General features: G+C 48.0%; 15 protein-coding genes. 11 read left to right on the plus strand and 4 right to left on the minus strand.

Going from position 1 to position 19901, the window contains the following annotated elements:
- Positions 1-212 precede the first annotated feature (212 nt).
- Positions 213-1694, plus strand: coding sequence for a hypothetical protein (locus FQV43_RS04000; RefSeq protein WP_146339004.1), 1482 nt, complete (start codon positions 213-215; stop codon positions 1692-1694).
- Positions 1695-2051: 357 nt separating this feature from the next.
- Positions 2052-3563: a hypothetical protein gene (locus tag FQV43_RS04005; RefSeq protein ID WP_146339006.1), complete on the plus strand. Its 1512-nt coding sequence runs from the start codon at positions 2052-2054 to the stop codon at positions 3561-3563.
- 159 nt (positions 3564-3722) lie between these two features.
- Here the strand turns inward: FQV43_RS04005 and FQV43_RS10110 are convergent, their stop codons facing one another.
- A complete protein-coding gene (locus FQV43_RS10110; RefSeq protein WP_168195035.1) occupies positions 3723-3860 on the minus strand; it encodes a hypothetical protein in 138 nt (45 codons plus the stop codon).
- 106 nt (positions 3861-3966) lie between these two features.
- Here FQV43_RS10110 and FQV43_RS04015 point away from each other — a divergent pair, with 106 nt between their 5' ends.
- From FQV43_RS04015 to ilvC, 3 genes are all read left to right on the plus strand, one after another.
- A complete protein-coding gene (locus FQV43_RS04015) occupies positions 3967-5802 on the plus strand; it encodes an acetolactate synthase large subunit (protein ID WP_168195036.1) in 1836 nt (611 codons plus the stop codon).
- Entirely contained in the window at positions 5799-6323 is a 525-nt protein-coding gene (ilvN, locus tag FQV43_RS04020; RefSeq protein WP_144274677.1) for an acetolactate synthase small subunit, read from the plus strand. The genes FQV43_RS04015 and ilvN overlap by 4 nt, the downstream gene beginning before the upstream one ends.
- Positions 6324-6445: 122 nt before the next feature.
- Positions 6446-7459 carry a ketol-acid reductoisomerase gene (gene ilvC / locus FQV43_RS04025; RefSeq protein WP_144274679.1) on the plus strand — a complete coding sequence of 338 codons (1014 nt, stop codon included), beginning with the start codon at positions 6446-6448 and terminating at the stop codon, positions 7457-7459.
- A gap of 98 nt (positions 7460-7557) precedes the next feature.
- Here the strand turns inward: ilvC and FQV43_RS04030 are convergent, their stop codons facing one another.
- Positions 7558-8247: a DedA family protein gene (locus FQV43_RS04030; protein ID WP_168195037.1), complete on the minus strand. Its 690-nt coding sequence runs from the start codon at positions 8245-8247 to the stop codon at positions 7558-7560.
- A gap of 121 nt (positions 8248-8368) precedes the next feature.
- Here FQV43_RS04030 and FQV43_RS04035 point away from each other — a divergent pair, with 121 nt between their 5' ends.
- The 4 genes from FQV43_RS04035 (at position 8369) to serA (ending at position 14704) form a co-directional block, all read left to right on the plus strand.
- Entirely contained in the window at positions 8369-9292 is a 924-nt protein-coding gene (locus tag FQV43_RS04035) for a cation diffusion facilitator family transporter (protein ID WP_146339010.1), read from the plus strand.
- Positions 9293-9358: 66 nt separating this feature from the next.
- Positions 9359-11182, plus strand: a complete 1824-nt coding sequence (locus FQV43_RS04040; RefSeq protein ID WP_146339012.1) for a DUF262 domain-containing protein — start codon at positions 9359-9361, stop codon at positions 11180-11182.
- The gene (locus FQV43_RS04045; RefSeq protein ID WP_146339014.1) at positions 11166-12926 is read left to right on the plus strand and encodes a hypothetical protein; all 1761 of its coding nucleotides are present in this window, start codon (positions 11166-11168) and stop codon (positions 12924-12926) included. Before FQV43_RS04040 ends, FQV43_RS04045 begins: the two co-directional genes overlap by 17 nt.
- 185 nt (positions 12927-13111) lie before the next feature.
- Positions 13112-14704 carry a phosphoglycerate dehydrogenase gene (gene serA, locus FQV43_RS04050; RefSeq protein WP_146339015.1) on the plus strand — a complete coding sequence of 531 codons (1593 nt, stop codon included), beginning with the start codon at positions 13112-13114 and terminating at the stop codon, positions 14702-14704.
- A 119-nt stretch (positions 14705-14823) separates the two neighbouring features.
- Here serA and FQV43_RS04055 read toward each other — a convergent pair whose 3' ends face one another.
- A complete protein-coding gene (locus tag FQV43_RS04055; protein ID WP_246846964.1) occupies positions 14824-16050 on the minus strand; it encodes an aminotransferase class I/II-fold pyridoxal phosphate-dependent enzyme in 1227 nt (408 codons plus the stop codon).
- Positions 16051-16052: 2 nt separating this feature from the next.
- Complete coding sequence (locus FQV43_RS04060; RefSeq protein WP_146339017.1) at positions 16053-16826, minus strand: 6-carboxyhexanoate--CoA ligase; 774 nt, start codon at positions 16824-16826, stop codon at positions 16053-16055.
- A gap of 118 nt (positions 16827-16944) precedes the next feature.
- Between FQV43_RS04060 and FQV43_RS04065 the strand changes: the two genes are divergently transcribed.
- Positions 16945-17961 carry a 3-isopropylmalate dehydrogenase gene (locus tag FQV43_RS04065; RefSeq protein WP_144274690.1) on the plus strand — a complete coding sequence of 339 codons (1017 nt, stop codon included), beginning with the start codon at positions 16945-16947 and terminating at the stop codon, positions 17959-17961.
- 9 nt (positions 17962-17970) lie between these two features.
- Entirely contained in the window at positions 17971-19869 is a 1899-nt protein-coding gene (locus tag FQV43_RS04070; RefSeq protein WP_146339019.1) for a DUF294 nucleotidyltransferase-like domain-containing protein, read from the plus strand.
- Positions 19870-19901 lie beyond the last annotated feature (32 nt).

The raw sequence follows: 19901 nt of genomic DNA on the forward strand, positions 1-19901 counted from the left end.
GATGGCTTGGAAAGTGTTTTTGTTCTTTTTCCTAGGAGAGAAATAATGTTGTTGAATCGTTTTGCTAAGCGTGCTGCGGCGGTTGTTGCCGTAAGTATGCTTGGTGCGGGTTTTCTAGCCCCCCCCCCTCAGTATTAGCCGGTACTGCTGATAACGTTCGTGGTTCGTGGGGTGGTGCGAACTGTGATACAGGTTCTACCTGTGTAAAACAGGTGGGGGATGAAACACAGGTCACGTGGCAGGTGCAATTATCGCCGTTGGTGATGTCTGATGATCACCTCCAAACCTCTCGTGGTGCTCAGATTATGATCCCATCTACGGTGAAAGATGTGTCGATTAGGTTGACGCATATGCCGGCGCAAAAATACTACTCCTCTGATAATAGGAGTTGGAGTTTTGTTCCTGCGAAGATGGTGGATTATCAGGTTCCCATTGTTAATTCAGTAGAGGAACTAAAGGATAACGAGACATATCATGTGTCGTCGTTTGTGAAGAATCCTTTTGGTTCTTTGTTGAAGTATGATGGCTATTCTGAGGATCTGAGCAATCACGAGGGTAAGCAGTATGGTGTCCAGCGCTCTTCTTTTGCTGATCAGCCTGATTGGGATTTCTATCAAATCGGCTTGTATGCGTTGGGTGTTTACACTTTTGAGGTGACCGGCACTGTGGAAGCTGTTGGTGAGGATACGTATGTGCCGATTCGTGCTGAGAATACACTATGGAAGTGTTCTTCTGAGGGGCGTGGGCCTGGTAGCGCTGAGGAAGGCTGTCAATACTTGAAAGACTATTATTGGGGTCGTTCTGCTGAGTTGCCTCCTGTGTCTATTCCGTTGATTGCGGAGGATGAGTCTGCGTCTTCAGCACGTAAGGCAGAGATTGTTCAGCGTAATAAAGAAATCGCCCTAGAGAATGAGCGTATCGCTGCTTTGTATGCTGATCAGGGTACGCGACATGGTTTAACAGGTGTAGGAACTTGTGCTGTCACTCGTGATACTGGTCGTTTTGACACGATTAGCACGGATATTGAGGCTGCTGCTCCGAATAAGTATGGTGCGTATGTAAATACGTTTAATCTTCACATGAATCCTAGGGTAGGTTACTATGGTTCACTCGATGGTGGTGAGGATAACTGTGATCAGGGCTTCCAGCATATTACTCTTTGTCCTGATGAGGAGTCTGAGGTGCCTCCTAGTGAGGAGCCTGTAGAGTCTGAGGAACCAACACCAAGTGAGGAAACCCAGGAACCTACTCCTTCTGACGAAGAGGAGGTTGAGCCTGCTAAGCCTTCCAAGGAAACAGAGGAACCAACCTCTAGCGAGGAACCACAGGAGTCTGAGGAGCCAACTCCAAGTGAGGAAACCCAGGAGCCAACTCCTTCTGAAGAACCACAGGAACCTGAACAGGAGAAACCTGTGAAGTCTGGTGAGTGTCCTGAGGAACGTGAGGAACCAGTTAAGCCTGTTGTTCCACCAACTTTCCCTGACACAGACACAGAGCAGGGTGAGGTTGTTACCACAGTGGTAGAACCTGAGGATAAGGAAGAAAAACCTGCTGAGTCTAAGCCAGAATCTAAGCCTGAGTCTAAGACTGTTATCTCTGAAAGTGTAAAGGATAACGTCGCTAAGCAGGCGAAGAGCGTTGCGAAGAAAGACCGTCCTAAAGTTACTACGGGTGGTCACTTGCGCGTAGCGTAATTTTTGTTTCTTAAGTTTTTTAAGAGTCCTAGCACCATTGGTGCTAGGACTTTCTGTGTTGCTTGGGTTATGATGGGAAACGCTTTTAGGTTTTTCTCAGCTTTGTGTGGCTGAGGATGGCTTGGAAAGTATTTTTGTTCTTTTTCCTAGGAAGAAAATAAGAGGAAATATGTTTTTACAACGTTTTGCTAAGCGTGCTGCGGCGGTTGCTGCCGCAAGTATGCTTGGTGCGGGTTTTCTAGCCCCCCCCCCTCAGTATTAGCTAGTCGAGACGACAGTGCTGATCAGTATCAGGGTGGCGCTGATAATATTCATGGTTTTTGGGGTGGTGCGAACTGTGATACAGGTTCTACCTGTGTGAAACAAGTAGGCGATGAAACACAGGTCACCTGGCAAGTACAACTATCACCTTTGGTGATGGAAGAAGATCACATCCAAACCTCTCGTGGTGCGCAGATTATGATCCCATCCACAGTCAAAGATGTGTCGATTAAGCTGACGCATATGCCTAATGTGCAATGGCATAGAGGTGTTGCCGCTCAGGGGGAAGATCCTGAGAAAACTTATTGGGAGGATTTGGATGGTAATCCGCTACCTGAAGAAAAAATCATTGGGTGGGGTAATGATACTTATGTTCCTACCAAAGAAGTAGAGTATCAGGTTCCGATCGTTGATTCGACGGCGGAACTAACAGATAACGACACGTATAAGGTGTCGTCGTTTATTAAGAATCCTCATGGTTCTTTGAGCAATGCATCTGCATCAGAGGTGCCCGGAGAGAATTCATATGGGGTTCAGCCTTCGTCTTTTGCTGAACAGCCTGATTGGGATTTCTACCAAATCGGCTTGAACGCGCTGGGTGTTTATACCTTTGAGGTCACCGGTACTGTGGAAGCGGTTGGTGATGATACGTATGTGCCGATTCGCGCTGAGAATATGCTGTGGAAGTGCTCTGATGAGATTCTTGGACCTGGTAATGTTGAAGAGGGGTGTCAGGACTTGAAAGATTATGAGTGGGGTCGTACGGGTGAGTTGCCTCCTGTTACTACCAAAGAGCAGTCTGAGGATACTCGTAAAAAGATTGTGGAATTATACGAGAATCAAGGCTCGAAGCATGGTGTGACTGGTGTGGGTGCGTGTGCTGTGACAGCAGATATTGGTCGTTTCGATACGATTGGTGGTGATATTGAGGCTACTGTTGGTAATCGTTATCGGAAGTATGCGCAGACGTTTAATCTTCGCCTTAATCCTGCGGTGAATTATTTTGGTCCGTTGCTTGGTGGTGAGGATAACTGTGACCAGGGTTTCCAGCATATTACGTTGTGTCCTGATGAGGAGTCTGAGGTTCCGCCTAGTGAGGAGCCAACTCCTTCTGAGGAGCCACAGGAATCTGAAGAACCAAAGCCTTCTGAAGAAGAGGAAGTTGGTCCTGCTAAGCCTTCTAAAGAATCTGAGAAGCCAATCTCTAGTGATGAGCCGCAAGAGTCTGAAGTGTCAATGCCAAGTGAGGAAACTCAGGAACCTACTCCTTCTGAAGAACCACAGGAATCTGAGCAGGAGAAACCTGTGAAGCCTGGTGAGCGTCCTGAGGAACGTGAGGAGCCTAAGATTCCTGTTGTTCCACCAACTGTGCCTGACACAGATGTTGAGGCTGAGCAGGGTGAGGTTGTTACTACTGTTGTAGAGCCTGAGGGTAATCCTGAACAACCTGAGCAGGAGAAACCTGCCGATTCTAAGCCAGAGCCTAAGCCTGCACCTAAGACCGTTATTTCTGAAAGTGTGAAGGATAACGTCGCTAAGCAGGCTAAGACTGTTGCGAAGAAAGACCGCCCTAAAGTTACTACTGGTGGTCACCTGCGCGCTGCGTAGTCACTATTGAACATATGTAAAGCCTTTATTCCTCCTGTAAAGAGGCATAAAGGCTTTATGGTTATCCAATAACAGAGATGCTAAAAACGCGATATTGCTCTCGTGCTAGGTGTGATATGTATTTTTCTGTTTAGACGTGTATAGTTCTAGACATGAGTATTATTCGACTTCTTGTGGTGCCAATGGCGGCAGTTGCCGTTGCGGCTCGCTAAGAAGTCGTACCGTCAAGTGCCCTCGCCAACACCATAAGTGTTCGACGAGGGTTTTGTCGTTATAGATCACATCCGTGAATCTCATGAGTTCTAAAACCTCAATTGCTTTGACGTTCTTGGTAATCCCGAGAGCTAAAGGATATGAGCGGATAGAACATAGTGTATAGATTTTCATCCAAGGAGTATTAGCAGTGGCACCTCAGCAACAGCTTTCTTCTGCGCCTACCCCGGCAACGCTTGCTAACCCGAAGCAAGCCATGAAACCACAGACCATGACTGGGGCACAGGCTATTGTCCGCACTCTTGAATACCTCAATACAGAGATTGTCTTTGGTTTGCCCGGTGGTGCGGTTCTTCCGCTTTATGATGCACTTTATGAGGCTAGTGCGTTGCGCCATGTCTTGGTGCGCCATGAACAAGGTGCAGGTCATGCAGCAACAGGCTATGCGCAAGCAACAGGAAAAGTAGGTGTGTGTATTGCCACCTCAGGTCCAGGTGCGACAAATCTCGTCACTCCTATTGCTGATGCGTACCTTGATTCTGTGCCTTTAGTAGCAATTACCGGACAGGTGGGTAGTCACCTATTAGGTACTGATGCCTTCCAAGAGGCAGATATCCGTGGTATTACTATGCCTGTCACAAAGCACAACTTCATGGTTACGAGTGCGGAGCAGATTCCGCGAGCTCTTACCGAGGCGTTTCATCTTGCCTCCACTGGACGCCCTGGTCCGGTTTTGGTGGATATTCCAAAGGATGTGCAAAATGCTCAGTTCGATTTTGTCTGGGAGCCTGAGGTTGATCTTCCTGGTTATCATCCTGTAGAGAAACCGCATAAGCGTCGCATCGAACAAGCCATTGAGTTGATTGCTCAAGCACAACGTCCTGTGTTGTATATCGGCGGTGGTGTGGTCAAAGCAAATGCAGCTCAGCACTTAAAAGAATTCGCTGAATTAAGTGGCATTCCGGTTGTTACCACCTTGATGGCTTTGGGGGTGTTTCCAGATTCGCACCCATTGCATATGGGGATGCCAGGTATGCATGGCAGCGTGCCAGCTGTTGCAGCTATGCAAAAGAGTGATCTGCTCATCACTATTGGTGCGCGTTTCGACGATCGCGTTACTGGTGATGTTGCTTCTTTTGCCCCTGATGCACAGGTCATTCATGCAGATATTGACCCAGCGGAGATTGGCAAAATCCGAGCAGTGGATGTGCCTATCGTCGGGGATGCGGCAGAGGTGCTTGGTGCTTTGACGAAAGTCTTTGCGAAGAACGTCGCAAAGGGCATTGATCTTAGCGAGTGGAAATCCTACCTTAATCAGCTCAAAGAGCGTTTCCCGCGTGGTTGGGAAAAAACTGACGACGGTTTGCTTGAGCCACAGCACGTTATTCGTACCTTAGCTGAGGAGGTTGGTACTGAGGCTGTGTACTGTGCTGGTGTGGGGCAGCATCAGATGTGGTCTGCGCAGTTCCTTGATTTTGAGCATCCGCGAACCTGGTTAAACTCTGGTGGCGCTGGCACGATGGGCTATGCGATTCCGGCTGCAATGGGTGCTAAAGCGGGAGTGCCAGAAAAAGAAGTGTGGGCAATTGATGGTGACGGTTGTTTCCAGATGACTAATCAAGAATTAACTACCTGCGCGGTGGAGGGATTCCCGATTAAAGTTGCTCTGATTAATAACGGAAATCTTGGTATGGTGCGTCAGTGGCAGACATTGTTCTATGACGGGCATTATTCTCACACTAAGCTGCGGGAGCATGACACCTATATGCCAGATTTTGTGCAGTTGGCACAGGCTCAAGGGTGCGTGGGTATTCGAGTAACAAAAGAAGAAGAGATTATCCCGGCTATTCGTAAAGCTCGAGAGATTAATGATCGCCCGGTCATTATTGACTTTATTGTTGGAGCTGATGCCCAGGTTTGGCCAATGGTAGCTTCTGGGAACTCTAATTCAGAGATTCAGTATGCACGTGATCTTCGTCCGCTTTTCGACGAAGACCACAATGAACAAGAAAGTGGACGCTCATGACACAGCAAGAAATCTCACGGCACATACTGAGTGTGTTGGTACAGGATATCGATGGCATCATTTCTCGAGTGTCGGCAATGTTTACCCGTCGTAGTTTTAGTTTGGTGTCTTTGGTGTCGGGTAAAACTGAGACAAAGGGAATAAACCGCATTACTATTGTGGTCGATGCAGATGAAGTCAATATCGAGCAGATTACCAAGCAGCTCAATAAGTTGATTCCTGTTCTGAAAGTGGTGCGGTTAGAAAAGGAAACAACAATTGCTCGTGCTTTGATGTTGGTGAAGGTGTCTGCAGATGCTTCTAATCGTCCGCAGGTGGTTGATGCGGCAAATATCTTCCGGGCTCGTATTGTGGATGTGGCACCTGACTCGGTGGTGATTGAAGCGACTGGGAATAAAGGAAAGTTGAATGCTTTACTTGATGTCCTTGAGCCATTTGGTATTCGTGAGTTGATTACTTCTGGTCAGATTGCGTTGAGTCGTGGTCCTAAGGTAATGACTCCAAAACAGAAGAACAACTAGCCTGCGTTTCATAATATGGGAAAAATTATCCCACTATTTAGGACGATGGGCTAGAATCAGGTTAAGATAGAGATGATGTATCTCTAACAATGAGAAAATGACATATTGAGAAAGGTGTACTCATGGCTATTGACGTTTACTATGATGCAGATGCAGATTTGTCGCTTATCCAAGAGCGCAAGGTTGCTATCATTGGTTACGGCTCCCAAGGTCACGCACACGCACAAAACTTACGTGAGTCTGGTGTAGAGGTTGTTATCGGTTTGCGCGAAGGCTCTAAATCTGCGCAAAAAGCTCAAGAAGCCGGGTTTGAGGTAAAAAGCAATGCTGATGCCGCTGCATGGGCGGATCTTATTATGCTGCTTGCACCAGATACTTCACAAGCAAAAATCTTTAAGGAAGATATCGAACCACACCTTAGCGCAGGAGATGCCCTGTTCTTTGGGCACGGACTCAATATCCACTTCGATTTGATTACCCCAGCTGAGGACATCATCGTTGGTATGGTAGCGCCAAAAGGTCCTGGTCACCTTGTTCGTCGCCAGTTCGTCGATGGCAAAGGCGTGCCGACACTTATTGCTATTGACCAAGACCCAACTGGTCAAGCACAAGCACTTGCCCTATCGTACGCAGCAGCAATCGGCGGTGCACGTGCTGGTGTTATTGCCACTACCTTCAAGGAAGAAACAGAAACCGATCTCTTTGGTGAGCAGGCGGTACTCTGTGGTGGTCTTGAACACCTCATGATGAAAGGCTTTGAGGTATTGACCGAAGCTGGCTATGAACCAGAAATGGCATACTTCGAGGTACTTCACGAGATGAAACTTATCGTGGATCTCATCTGGGAGGGCGGAATTGAGAATATGAACTACTCAATTTCTGAAACCGCAGAGCTGGGCGGCTACGTTGCTGGACCACGCATCATCACCCCAGAAGTAAAAGAAAACATGAAAGCAGTTCTTGCTGATATTCAATCCGGTAAGTTCGTGCGCGACATGATGGCAGATGTAGCAGCAGGTCAACCTGAGATGAAACGCTACCGCGAAGAAATCGCAGCACACCCAATCGAAAGCACCGGATCAAAGCTGCGCGACATGATGAGCTGGGTCAAAAACCCATTGAACGAAACAGCATAATCTGTTCCTACGCGTACACATAGCTAGATGCATAACAAAAGGATCTCTCTATTTTCCTGAGAGATCCTTTGTTATTTTGGTTGCCACATGAAGTGATATTACTCTTGATTATTTTCTGCTTTTTCCGCTTTACGACGAGCAAAAAACTGTTTCGCCATACCATAAATACCAGGTGTGATTGACAAGAATACAATGACCAAGAAAATGGCCTCGATATTATCACGTACGAAATCATAATTACCGAGCCATGCGCCAAGTAACGTAACACCGCCACCCCATAGAATGCCGCCGACAACGTTATAAAGGAAGAAAATTCGATAGCGCATACTTGCCATACCAGCGACTAATGGGGCATAAGTGCGAACAATAGGCACAAAGCGGCATATGATGATCGTCGCTGGACCGTGTTTCTCGAAGAAGTCATGAGACTGCTGAATATAGGCTTGCTTGAAGAAACGACCATCAGGACGTTTGCTGAGTACATGACCAAAACGTGAACCAATGAAATAGCCAACCTGATCGCCCAAAATCGCGGCAAGAATAACCACCGGAATCACAACATAAAGTGGAGCAAATGGATCATCTTGGACAGCGAGCATACCGCTGGTAAAGAGCAGGGAATCACCAGGAAGTAATGGGAAAAGTAATCCAGATTCAATAAAAACAATAAGCGCGACGCCAAGGAGGATAAAAGAACCAAAAGGTCCAGATCCACTGAGCAAATACATAGGATCCATCCAGCTTGGGCCGAGCGACAAAACGGTCACATCAGGCACAAGTTCATTCATTTCTCCAAGTATAGAGGGTATGAGGGGATAAAGGGGATTCCCAACCGGGTATGGTTGTACGCAATAATTACGTACCAAAATTACGCACCGAGAGACCGGGCGAGTGCGCTACAATTCTTATATGTCTCATACCGCCCATAATCATGCACATGATGGTCACAATCATGATCACGCACATCCTTCTCGTGGATTGCGCGCACTACTAATTGTGCTGGGCTTTACCACAATAATTTTCTTAGCAGAACTGATCGGTGGCTTATGGTCGCAATCTCTTGCGTTGCTTTCCGACGCCATGCATATGCTCAGTGACTCCACCGGGCTTATCGTTGCTGTCATTGCGATTATCATTGGGAAACGAAAAGCAACCCCAGTAGCCACCTATGGCTACCGACGCATTGAAGTAATAGCAGCTCTCATCAATGCAGCAGCTGTATCAGCAATTTCAGTATGGATTGTGATCGAAGCACTCTCGCGATTGCGCAGCCACGAAGAAGTCAACACCACCATGATGCTCATCATCGGCACCATCGGTCTTATAGCAAATATCTTTGGGGCCTTGGTACTACACAATCATGCCGAAGAAAATATCAACATCCAAGGCGCATTTTTACATGTGCTCGTTGATCTCTTTGGGTCAGTGGCGGTTATTCTTGCAGCAATAATTATGCAATTCACTGGTTTTTCTGGGGCAGATACGATTGCGTCACTGATTATTGCAGTGCTCATTTTGCCACGGTCAATATCCTTGCTTTCTCGCGCCTATAAGATCCTTATGGAACACGCACCAGCGAATATAGACGTCGACAAGCTCGCACAAGAGCTACGCGCTGTCCCTACTGTTCAAGCTATCCATGATCTGCACGTATGGTCAGTCAATGGGGAAGAAGCTCTAGCGACCTGCCATGTGGTCATTGATACGGATAATAGCAGTAATTGTACGGTGCTAGATAAAGTGCAACAGGTTTTTTCCGAACATGGAATTGAACATTCCACAGTACAGATAGAGTCCCATGCGCACTATGCGCATGAGGAAGTATGTCACTAATAAGGCGCAGTGTGGTTTAGCTTGGCACGCTAGCGCCAGGCGCATAGCCCGTCTAGACTCAAAGTCATGGCTTTTTCGACTCCGAGCTACAATCTCATTGATCTATTCAATCGCATTGATCGTGGTGACCTGCAACTTCCTGATTTTCAGCGTTCGTTTCGGTGGGATGTCGATCGTATCCGAGCCCTCCTCGTGACCGTACTGCGCGGCTATCCCATGGGCTCTTTCATGGCTCTCGATACGCGCAACGAAAAGCCAAGATTTAAGCCACGCGCCTTAGAAGGCGCTCCAGACACAGGCAATGCTCCAGGTCTATTGCTACTCGACGGGCAGCAAAGACTCACCACCCTCTACCAATGCTTAAGAGGCGAAGGCATGGTGCAGAGCGTTGATTTTCGTCAAAAGAAAGTGCAACGCAAGTATTATTTGGACATTAAAAAAGCCATCTCTAGCCCAGTGCTGCCAGAAGAAGCAGTGATTAGCGTGGGAGCTGATGGCATGGTCAAGTCCCACTATGGTCCGCACGTTACAGATGGGCTGCATAGTCGAGAAGATGAAATTGCTGCTGGTCTTATTCCTATCTCAGTATTGCTGTCTGATTCTGGCACGGATTTTCTCTTTGATCTATCGCGCGACGCTGATGAGCATACCCGTGAAGAAATAAAAAAATTTAATAATAAAGTCATCAAACCTCTGGTCAGCTATGCCGTTCCTATGATCCGCCTCGACCGAGAAACAGCTCAAGAAGGCATTGGTTCCATTTTTGCCCAGGTCAATAGCCTAGGACTACGCATGGATGTCTTTGAGCTTTTGACCGCGGTATTCCAGTTAGAAGATGCGTCGTTTAGCTTACAAGAAGACTGGGCAGCTACTGAGAAAATACTGCGTAAATACCCAGCGCTAGACGGAATTGGACAAACAGAGTTTCTTACCTCAGTTGCGCTGCATGCCACCGCACTAACAGGGCATGCCGACGGACATCGAGAAGCAATTTTGCACCTGAGTCTGGCGCAATACAAAGAATCAGCACGCATCATGCGCTCAGCTTTTAATGAAGCAGCTAACTTTATGGCGCAGCGATGTATTTTTACTACTTCTCATGTTCCCTATACTGTTCAGCTAGTTCCATTAGCAGTAATTATTGCCTTGCTAGCTGACACTCCTGGAGTGCTCAGCAAACAAGAATCATGGAATAAACTCAACCGTTGGTTCTGGTGTGGTGTATTTGGTGAGCTCTATGGAGCCTCATCGCTTATTGAACGCTCTGCCGCAGATGTGAATGAGGTAACTCAGTGGATTAAAGCCGGGGTAGTGCAAGAAGAAAAACAGGAAACAGAGTCTCAGCTGGTGCCACGCTCAGTGCGTACGGCACGGTTTGTGGAATCACGCCTGCTTAGCGCAGGTATTCGCTCTGGTCTTTACAAAGGAATCTATGCTCTCATCATGGGGCGAGGGGCACGGGATTGGCATAGTGCACAAGTATTTAACCAGCATACTTTCCCCACAATGGGTGTGCATTTTCGCCCTATTTTCCCTATAGACTGGTGCACGGAACACGGAATTTCACCGGTACTGGCGCAATCAGTGCTCAATCGCACACCTATGAGTCGAAAAACCCATGTCGTTGTCGAGCATAGTTCCCCCTCGCGCTACTTGTACCGACTCCAAGCTAAATCCCTGCTTAGCGATGCCGAATTTGATGAAGTTCTAGAAACACACTTACTTGACCCACAGTCGTTATTTACTGATCGAGCTGAAGAATTCTTCCGCGATAGACGGCAACGTCTTACCGAAATGATTGAACACGCAATGGGACACCCCGCAGTTCGAGATGTGGATGAGTCAGATTTAAGCGCAGGAGAAGAAGGACCGAATGCTTTTGCCTCATAGCGCCAGGTACCGTGGCACTCTCGTGAGTGTCTTGGGCAGCCTTGTGGTCCTTATGCTTATTTTGTCTGGCTGTGCGTCGGGACAGCTCAGCGAGATGGGCACTGAACAAAGCACAGATCCGTATCGGAAAGCGCGTGCCCAGAATCTTAACCACCACGTTTCTAATATCTTTGAGCCAACTCCTGAGGTGATTGCGGACGAAGACAGAAGTGGAGTAGAAGTCGCACAGCGGTTTTTTGACACCTCAAGTGCAGTAGTCGTGTCCAGCGGCGATATTAGCGCACAGTTGCGTGCAGCCTCTCTTGCTGTTGTGACCCATGCCCCCATGCTGACCATGAACGAGAACAACCGCCAGGCAGTGGTTTCTGAGATTAATCGCCTGGGTGCTCAATATGTGCTCAGCGTGGGGGATGTTCCATTAGCCAACACTGCAGGAGATACCAATGTCATTGTCGATCCCGGCGGGTTAGCGGCCTTGGGCACAATGACTTCCTTGCAGTTCTATCCAAAACAAATAACCTATGCGGATAAGGTGGTAGCTGCTGTTGCCGCCCTAGAACCAGAGCACGTAAGCTATTTGATTCCTGGCTGGTTCGATGACGACACAAAAGAAAAACTGCTTGCCGACGCTCACCCCCAGACAACAGATCGTAAACAACACACAGTTGCGGCTTTTCCTGTGCAATCCAAGCGTGATGCCGATATGTCGCCTGTGGTCATTGCAAGTGAACAATCAAGCATTGCAGCTGTAGCAACTGCTCGCGCTTTTGGCGCTGCTGTGCGTACCATGCCTCTCCCAGATCCTAGGTTTAGCCGGGAAACAATGAGAATGGTTGCTGGTCTTGCCAATGCACCGCTTATTGCCTTAGGGGCACAATTTGGTAGTGCACAACAATTAAGAGAACGCATAAGCATTGGCGAGAATATCACTACTGAAATAGCTGGTGGTGGCGGTTTGGTATTTCCCCAACGCGCCCTGATTATGAAGCACGTGCCGCTTAGCGTGGAAGCCACAGCTGCGCGTAGTAGGGAAGAAAACACGACTGCAATAGCTGACGCGGTAGTAATGGCAAAAAAGCAAGCGAGCGCATTTGCACGTACACATGTTGGTACGGTAGTGCCAGGTCTAGAAATAGCCTTGGGCAACGTGTTTGCTTTAGACACACAACAACCTAGTTTTTCTCCGGAACTTGTGGCTCATGCGGTCAATGAGATGGTTGCCCAGCATGGCTATATTTTCTTAAGAATTACCCCTTATGCCGGAAAATTAGTAGAGCAATTAGCTCGTATCGAAGATATGCTCAGTGGGGCCAATGTTTCTGTGATTATAGACATGGATAGCGCTGAGCAGCCTATTGAGGCGCAAGAGCTCAATCGGGCGATTTCTTGGTTAGCTAGGTTATGCGAGGATAAAAAAATACCACAGAAAACCCTGGTAATTGCGCAATCTAGTGTCAACCCCATAGCTGATGCAGCACACATAGACACTGATTCTGCGTATGTTTCAGTTACTATTGTTGCTGAGTTTTTTGCTGAGGGAAACTATGGATTTGTGTCCTGGGAAGAAGCCAAGCAGCGCTTTGGGCAGATCGTCGCTGGTTATCAGCAGACAGGCAAGAATTTTTATTATGGTTGGGTAGTGGATAATGTGCTAGGGCAAGCGCGTCGCTCGACGGAGGAAAATTTCTTTAGCAGCGCAGAGTTTTCACAGTTATCACCATATCCTTGGCTAATTTTGGGCTGAGAAAATCATGTGTGTAGTGGATATATTCATAAAATATTCTAAAAACTATTTCTCGGCAGGTACTTTTTAGCTTTCTTGGTTTAGACTTGACAATGTCGCACGCCGATGGGCTGGTGTGGACCCCGTAATAGCGGCGCGGTCGTGTCGATATTATGCGGACAGCACAATTTTCCAGGAGATATAACGTGAGCCAGAACGGTCGTCCTGTCGTTCTTATTGCTGATAAATTGGCACAATCTACTGTTGATGCACTTGGCGATGCCGTCGAGGTGCGTTGGGTAGATGGACCAAATCGCCAAGAACTCTTAGCCGCAATTCCAGAAGCAGATGCACTGTTAGTTCGCTCTGCTACCACAGTAGATCGTGAAGTCCTTGACGCAGCCACGAAATTGCAAATCGTCGGGCGCGCAGGTGTAGGGCTGGATAACGTAGATATTGTTGCTGCCACTGAGCGTGGTGTGATGGTGGTCAATGCGCCGACCTCGAATATCCACTCTGCTTGTGAGCATGCAATTTCCTTGCTCCTAGCCACTGCACGACAGATACCAGCAGCAGATAAAACATTGCGTGATGGTCAATGGAAACGTTCTTCTTTCTCTGGTGTCGAAGTATTTGGCAAAACCATCGGAATTGTTGGTTTTGGCCATATTGGACAGCTCTTTGCTCAGCGTCTTGCTGCTTTTGAGACTACGATCATCGCATATGATCCTTATGCTAACCCAGCTCGTGCTGCGCAATTAGGTGTGGAGTTAGTCTCGCTGGATCAACTCATGGCAACAGCAGATTTCGTCACCATTCACTTGCCAAAGACAAAAGAAACAGCTGGTATGTTCAATGCTGAATTGCTGGCCAAAGCTAAAAAAGGGCAGATCATCATCAATGCTGCTCGTGGTGGGCTTATCGACGAAGCGGCACTGGCTGAGGCGATAACATCTGGGCATATTCGTGGTGCTGGTATTGATGTCTATGCCCAAGAACCATGTACTCAATCACCATTGTTTGAGTTACCACAAGTAGTGGTGACTCCCCACCTAGGTGCTTCGACAGCAGAGGCACAAGATAGAGCTGGTACTGATGTTGCAGATTCGGTGCTCAAAGCACTATCTGGGCAATTCGTGGCAGATGCCGTGAATATCTCCGGTGGTCGTGTTGGGGAAGAAGTCGCAGCATGGCTTAACCTTGCTCGCAAACTAGGTCTTGTTGCTGGTCGCCTTCTTGGTGCCACACCAGTAAGTATTGAAGTAGAAGCGCGTGGTGAACTATCTACAGAACAGGTTGATGCTCTGGGGCTAGCTGCATTGCGCGGTCTGTTCTCTGGCATTATCGACGAAGCAGTCACCTTTGTGAATGCACCGCGTATTGCTGAAGAACGTGGCGTAGAACTATCAGTTACCACTGCACCTGAATCTGTTACACACCGCAGCGTGGTAGAGGTAAAAGTGATAGCGAGCGACGGCTCAGTATCCTCGGTAGTAGGTACACTCAGTGGTTTAGAGCGCGTGGAAAAGATTGTACGGATCGATAACCGCGGCATTGATTTGCGTGCCGAAGGAAGAAACCTATTCTTCTCCTACACCGATGCTCCTGGTGCTCTTGGCAAAGTAGGAGCTCAGCTGGGAGCAGCAGATATCAATATCGAAGCTGCAGCTCTTACCCAAGCAGCAAAGGGAGATGGTGCTGTTCTTATCTTGAGAGTAGAACGCGAAGTACCTCAAGAACTCTTGACTCAAATTGCTGATTCCCTTGAAGCAACTGCGCTGCAAATTAACCTTGATTAGTTGTATTAGTTGCTAGCAATCTTAATTTCTTATTATCGCTGTGAGCTTGGTGCTCACGGCGATATTTTTCTCAGCAGGTGTTGCGGTGTTGAGTGCTGAACTGGTTTGTGTGCAGCGAGTTATGCGTGTGCAGAAAGAATGCCAGATAGTGCACGAACCAAAGCTGCAATATGTTCTTGAGTATGACTTGCCATGAGCGTTATACGCAGAATCGCCTCGCCACGTTTGACTGTTGGATAACGAATTGCCGGCACATGGAACCCATAATCGCGCAGTTGTTGAGATACTGACAGCGCATAATCCTCGGCACCAAGCGGGATAATGACAATAGGGCTTGCCCACCCACCAGACACAACATTGCTAGTGCGCGATACTGCGATTTCCGCCTCGTCGAGAAGCCTCAAAAGGTACGCCACGTTAGTGTGTAAGCGTTGTACGATGGATTCGTCTTGCGCTAGGAGTGATAGCGCTGTATCAATGGCAGCGCAATTAGCTGCTGAGGTGGAGGTAGAAAAAATAAATGCGCGTGCATGGTTGCGTAAAAACCGTGTGATTTCCGGGTGAGCAAGAACCATACCACCTTCAGCTCCTAAGGCTTTACTTGCCGTCACCACGAGGATGTCGGGCAAAGAATGTGGATAACACTCGCATATTCCTTTACCGCGACGACCGATGGTGCCAATGCCATGCGCGTCATCAACCATAAGCCATGCACCGTACCTGTCGCACACGCGACGCAATTGCGCTAGATCGGCGATAGTGCCGTCCATGGAAAACACGCCATCACTTATCACAAGAGCGTAGTCAGCAGTGCTCTTGGCTAGTTTTTCTTCTAAATCAGTGTAGTCGTAATGAGAAAAGATCGTGGTAGGTACGCGTGCAATGCGGCAGCCATCGATAATACTGGCATGATTGCGTTCATCGGAAAAGATTTTTAATGACCCACCACATAGTTGTGCTAGTTGTGCTAGTGCTTGGATTGTGGAAAGGTTCGCCAGATAGCCACTGGAGAAGAATACACAATCATAGTGCGCATCTAGCTCAAGGAACGTGGGGAGTGCCTTTTCTACTTTCGTATGAAAAGCAGTGCTGCCCGTGGTAAGTCTGGAACCACCAGAGCCTGTGCCATAGGCAGCAAGTGCGTCGTGTGCTGCAGTAATTATTGCAGGATGTGTGCTTAAGCCAAGGTAGTTGGAGGAGCTGAAAAGGAGCAAGGACGTATCGTCGATAAGTGTTTTAGGAGATTGTGCTGCATGAAAGAGCGCAGGGGTGCGTTCTAGATGAGCATGTGCCCAGGCGTTATTTTGTTGTGTGCACAAAGTGTGGAGGTCAGGGGATTGGGACATGGCTATGCGCTTTCGGGGAAATCTACGAGAACGATGTGGTTTTCTAAGTAGTCAATGAGCTTAGGGATATCGGAATCATGTGTGTTTCGCGTAAGAAAAATGCGAGTGCCACAGGTATCACCAGGCGCTTTCATATTATGAATGCGGAGATAAGTGCCGTTAATGCATAGATATCCAGTGGTGTAGTCCGGGTCATCCGAGATACATAATTCGGCAATAATGTTAGGGTGGTGTGCTACTTTCGAGGCTAAAATTAGTGCTTCATTGTGATGGTTCTTGTCATTGTCTGTCATATTTGTGCGTATGTCAGTGGCAGAATACGCTGCGTCCAGATTGCTCACGCGTACCCCTCGGTTTTGGTCTGGTTCATAATGCTCATGGGTGTCGGCGTCGATGAGCATGGCACCGCGTAATCCAGTGACTGTTGTGAGCAAAGACCAAAAATGATTCCCAGCTATTCCATGCTTAGCCAGTTGCTTTTCGACGAACATCTGCGCCTGTCGCGGGCTATGAGTATCAATGTTCTGAATGGGTAATGCCGGAATGTGGGTGATATCTGCGGGGGAAATGTGCGTGCTCGTGATGCGAATATCATCGGGCGTTCCTTTGGGATGATTGAGTGCACGGTGCATTAACTGTGTGCTCACGTGTGCTAATTGATCAGTGGTGACGATGCGTTCTGCGCCAGAGATATGGCGACCCATTTTGCTAGCACGCATTTTGATTGAATAGAGGGAATGAGTGTGGGGAAATGCGGTGTACGAACTAGAGGTCATAGGATAAACAATAGCCGTGAAAAGGCTATACAGTGTTCAATATATTTATATTTGTCTTTCTGCGGTATCTTGGTAAGGGAGACTAAAGTCCAAAATGTGAGAAAAGGAGTTCCACATAATGAAACTTGCGGTTATTGGTGGCGACGGCATCGGACCAGAAGTAACGCAACAAGCCCTGCGCGTACTACACACACTCCGCGATGATATTGACACCACAGAATATGATCTCGGCGCACGCCGCTACCTAAAAAATGGCGAATTACTAACCCAAGCAGACCTTGACTCACTCAAAGAACACGACGCAATTCTACTAGGAGCAATAGGCGCACCTGACACCGTACCACCAGGAGTACTAGAACGCGGACTGCTATTAGCAATGCGCTTTGCCCTCGACCACCACGTTAATTTGCGCCCCGCCAAACTCTATCCCACAGCAGTATCACCACTGACCAATCCAGGCGACATTGATTTCGTCGTAGTACGAGAAGGTACCGAAGGATTGTACTGCGGTAATGGCGGCTCCCTACGCAAAAACACTCAACATGAAGTAGCAAGTGAAGTATCACAAAATACTCGCTACGGCGTCGAACGCGTCGTTCGCGATGCCTTTGCCCGAGCACAACAACGTAAAAAACACCTCACCCTCGTGCATAAGACAAATGTGCTTGTCCACGCCGGATCATTATGGCAGCGTTGCGTAGATGAAGTAGCACAAGAATATCCCGACGTAACCGTGGACTACCACCACATTGATGCAGCAACCATCTACATGGTTACTGACCCAGCACGCTACGACGTTATTGTAACCGATAATCTCTTTGGCGATATTCTTACCGACCTTGCCGGCGCTATCACAGGCGGAATTGGCCTAGCTGCATCGGGAAATATCGACGCAACTGGTACCAACCCATCCATGTTTGAGCCAGTACACGGTTCCGCACCAGATATTGCAGGAAAAGGAATCGCCGATCCCACCGCCGCGATTTTGTCCGCCGCACTATTGCTTCGCCACCTAGGAGACGAAGAGAACGCAGCACGCATCGAACAAGCAGTAGCAACAGATGTTGCTCACCGAGACGCCCATACAACATATAGCACCCAAGAATTAGGCGATAGAATCATCGCAGCCCTATAAGATGAATACATGAGCGTTGAATTAGAAGAAGTACGCAACTTCCTGGCAACCACTGCGCCCTTTGCACAATTACCCGATGCAGTCATCGACCAACTCCCTGCAAAAATGGATATGCGCTATGTACGCAGTGGCACCACTATCATTCAACGCGGTGCTCATAATGATTTTTGTTTCATCATCCGCAGCGGCGCCGTAGATGTCATTGGCGACAATGACATCCTGCTCGACCGCAGAGACGCAGGACGCTGCTTTGGCTATTCCACTATCTTTGGCGAGAATAACTCACGATACACCATGATCGCAGTAGAAGATTGCCTACTCATGGCAATAAAACGCGAACACATCAATACACTAGCCGAGCAATACCCAGATCTCGCCCGCTTTTTCTCTAGCCTAACCAAAAGAATCAGCGCTGCTGCGGCACAACTACGCGCCCAGGCATCCTCAGATTTACTGCGCATTAGGCTCTCTGAGTTCATGGTCAAAAACCCAGTACACGCCACAGCAGATATTTCTATCGTACAAGCAGCACAAATTATGCAGGAACACAATGTTTCCTCTTTGTTAATCGTTGAGCAAGCACAAACACAATCCAACGACACACACGCTTGCGAACAAAGCGTAATCGGAATTATCACAGACAAAGATTTACGCAACAAAGTCGTCGCAAAGAACATGGATACTACCCAGAATGTGCATAGGATTATGGCGCCCATGCCACGCACACTCAACGACGATGTGCAAGCATTCGAGGCAATGATGCTTATGTCTGAATATGGTATCCAACATATTCCCGTGACCAGGGATAATGAATTGGTAGGTATTGTTTCGTCGGCAGATATTCTACGCCTGATGCGCAATGATCCTATCTATCTCACCGCAGATTTATCTCGAAAAAATAGCATTGACGAACTCAAAGACACATATTCTTCCATTGACGAGGTAGCGGTTCGCTTCATTGATAGAGGAACCTCCCCAGAGGACATCGCCGGTCTTTTGACCATGACCGCTGATACGCTCACCCGACGCCTGCTATATCTTGCAGAACAAAAATTAGGACACCCACCTGTGCCTTATGAATTTGTAGTTGTCGGATCCCAAGGACGCAAAGGCATGGGACTTGCCTCAGACCAGGACAATTGCCTCGTCTTAGACGACAACTATAATCCTCAACAGCATGGGCACTACTTTGAGCAACTAAGTCGTTTTGTCTGCGAAGGATTGGCACAAGCCGGACAACCCTTATGCCCAGGCGAGATGATGGCGATGAATCCACAGTGGCGCATGACTCGTACACAATGGATCGATACTTTCCACCACTGGATTACCGCACCAGAACCCGAGGCACTCCTACACGTACAAACATTCTTTGATTTTCGCTCTATCTATACATCAACAACCACACAATTGGCGCAAGAAGTACATAAGAACGCAGTAGAAATGGCACAAAGTTCAGTTCGACTCCAAGCCCATTTAGCAACCCTCGCAGTACGACGAGAACCCCCGCTAGGTTTCTTCCGCGGCTTCGTAGTGGATAGATCCGGAAAATACGCCAACACCTTAGACGTGAAAAAAGGTGGTCTAGCCGCAATCGTACAAATGGCACGCCTGTTTTCACTCACCAGTGGCATAACCGCCCTCACCACTCGACAACGACTAGTACAAGCAGCTCAAGCTGGTTCTATCTCTGAGCGAGGCAGCCAAGATCTGATCGACGCAGTAGACTTCATCAATCTCATTTCACTCAAACACCAATCAGAACAAATCAAACAAGGACAAACCCCTAGTTACCACATCGCCCCAGCAACACTGGGCAAAATGGATCGTGAACATCTACGTGACTCGTTTCAGATCATCAAAAATATGCAGAATGCTCTGGCCACCAAATACCCAATTCGCAATATCTAACATGGCCAGCGCCACACTCCACACCAAGAGAA

Origin of the sequence: Corynebacterium sp. sy039, from assembly GCF_007904105.1 — a bacterium.
Taxonomy (GTDB): Bacteria; Actinomycetota; Actinomycetes; order Mycobacteriales; family Mycobacteriaceae; genus Corynebacterium.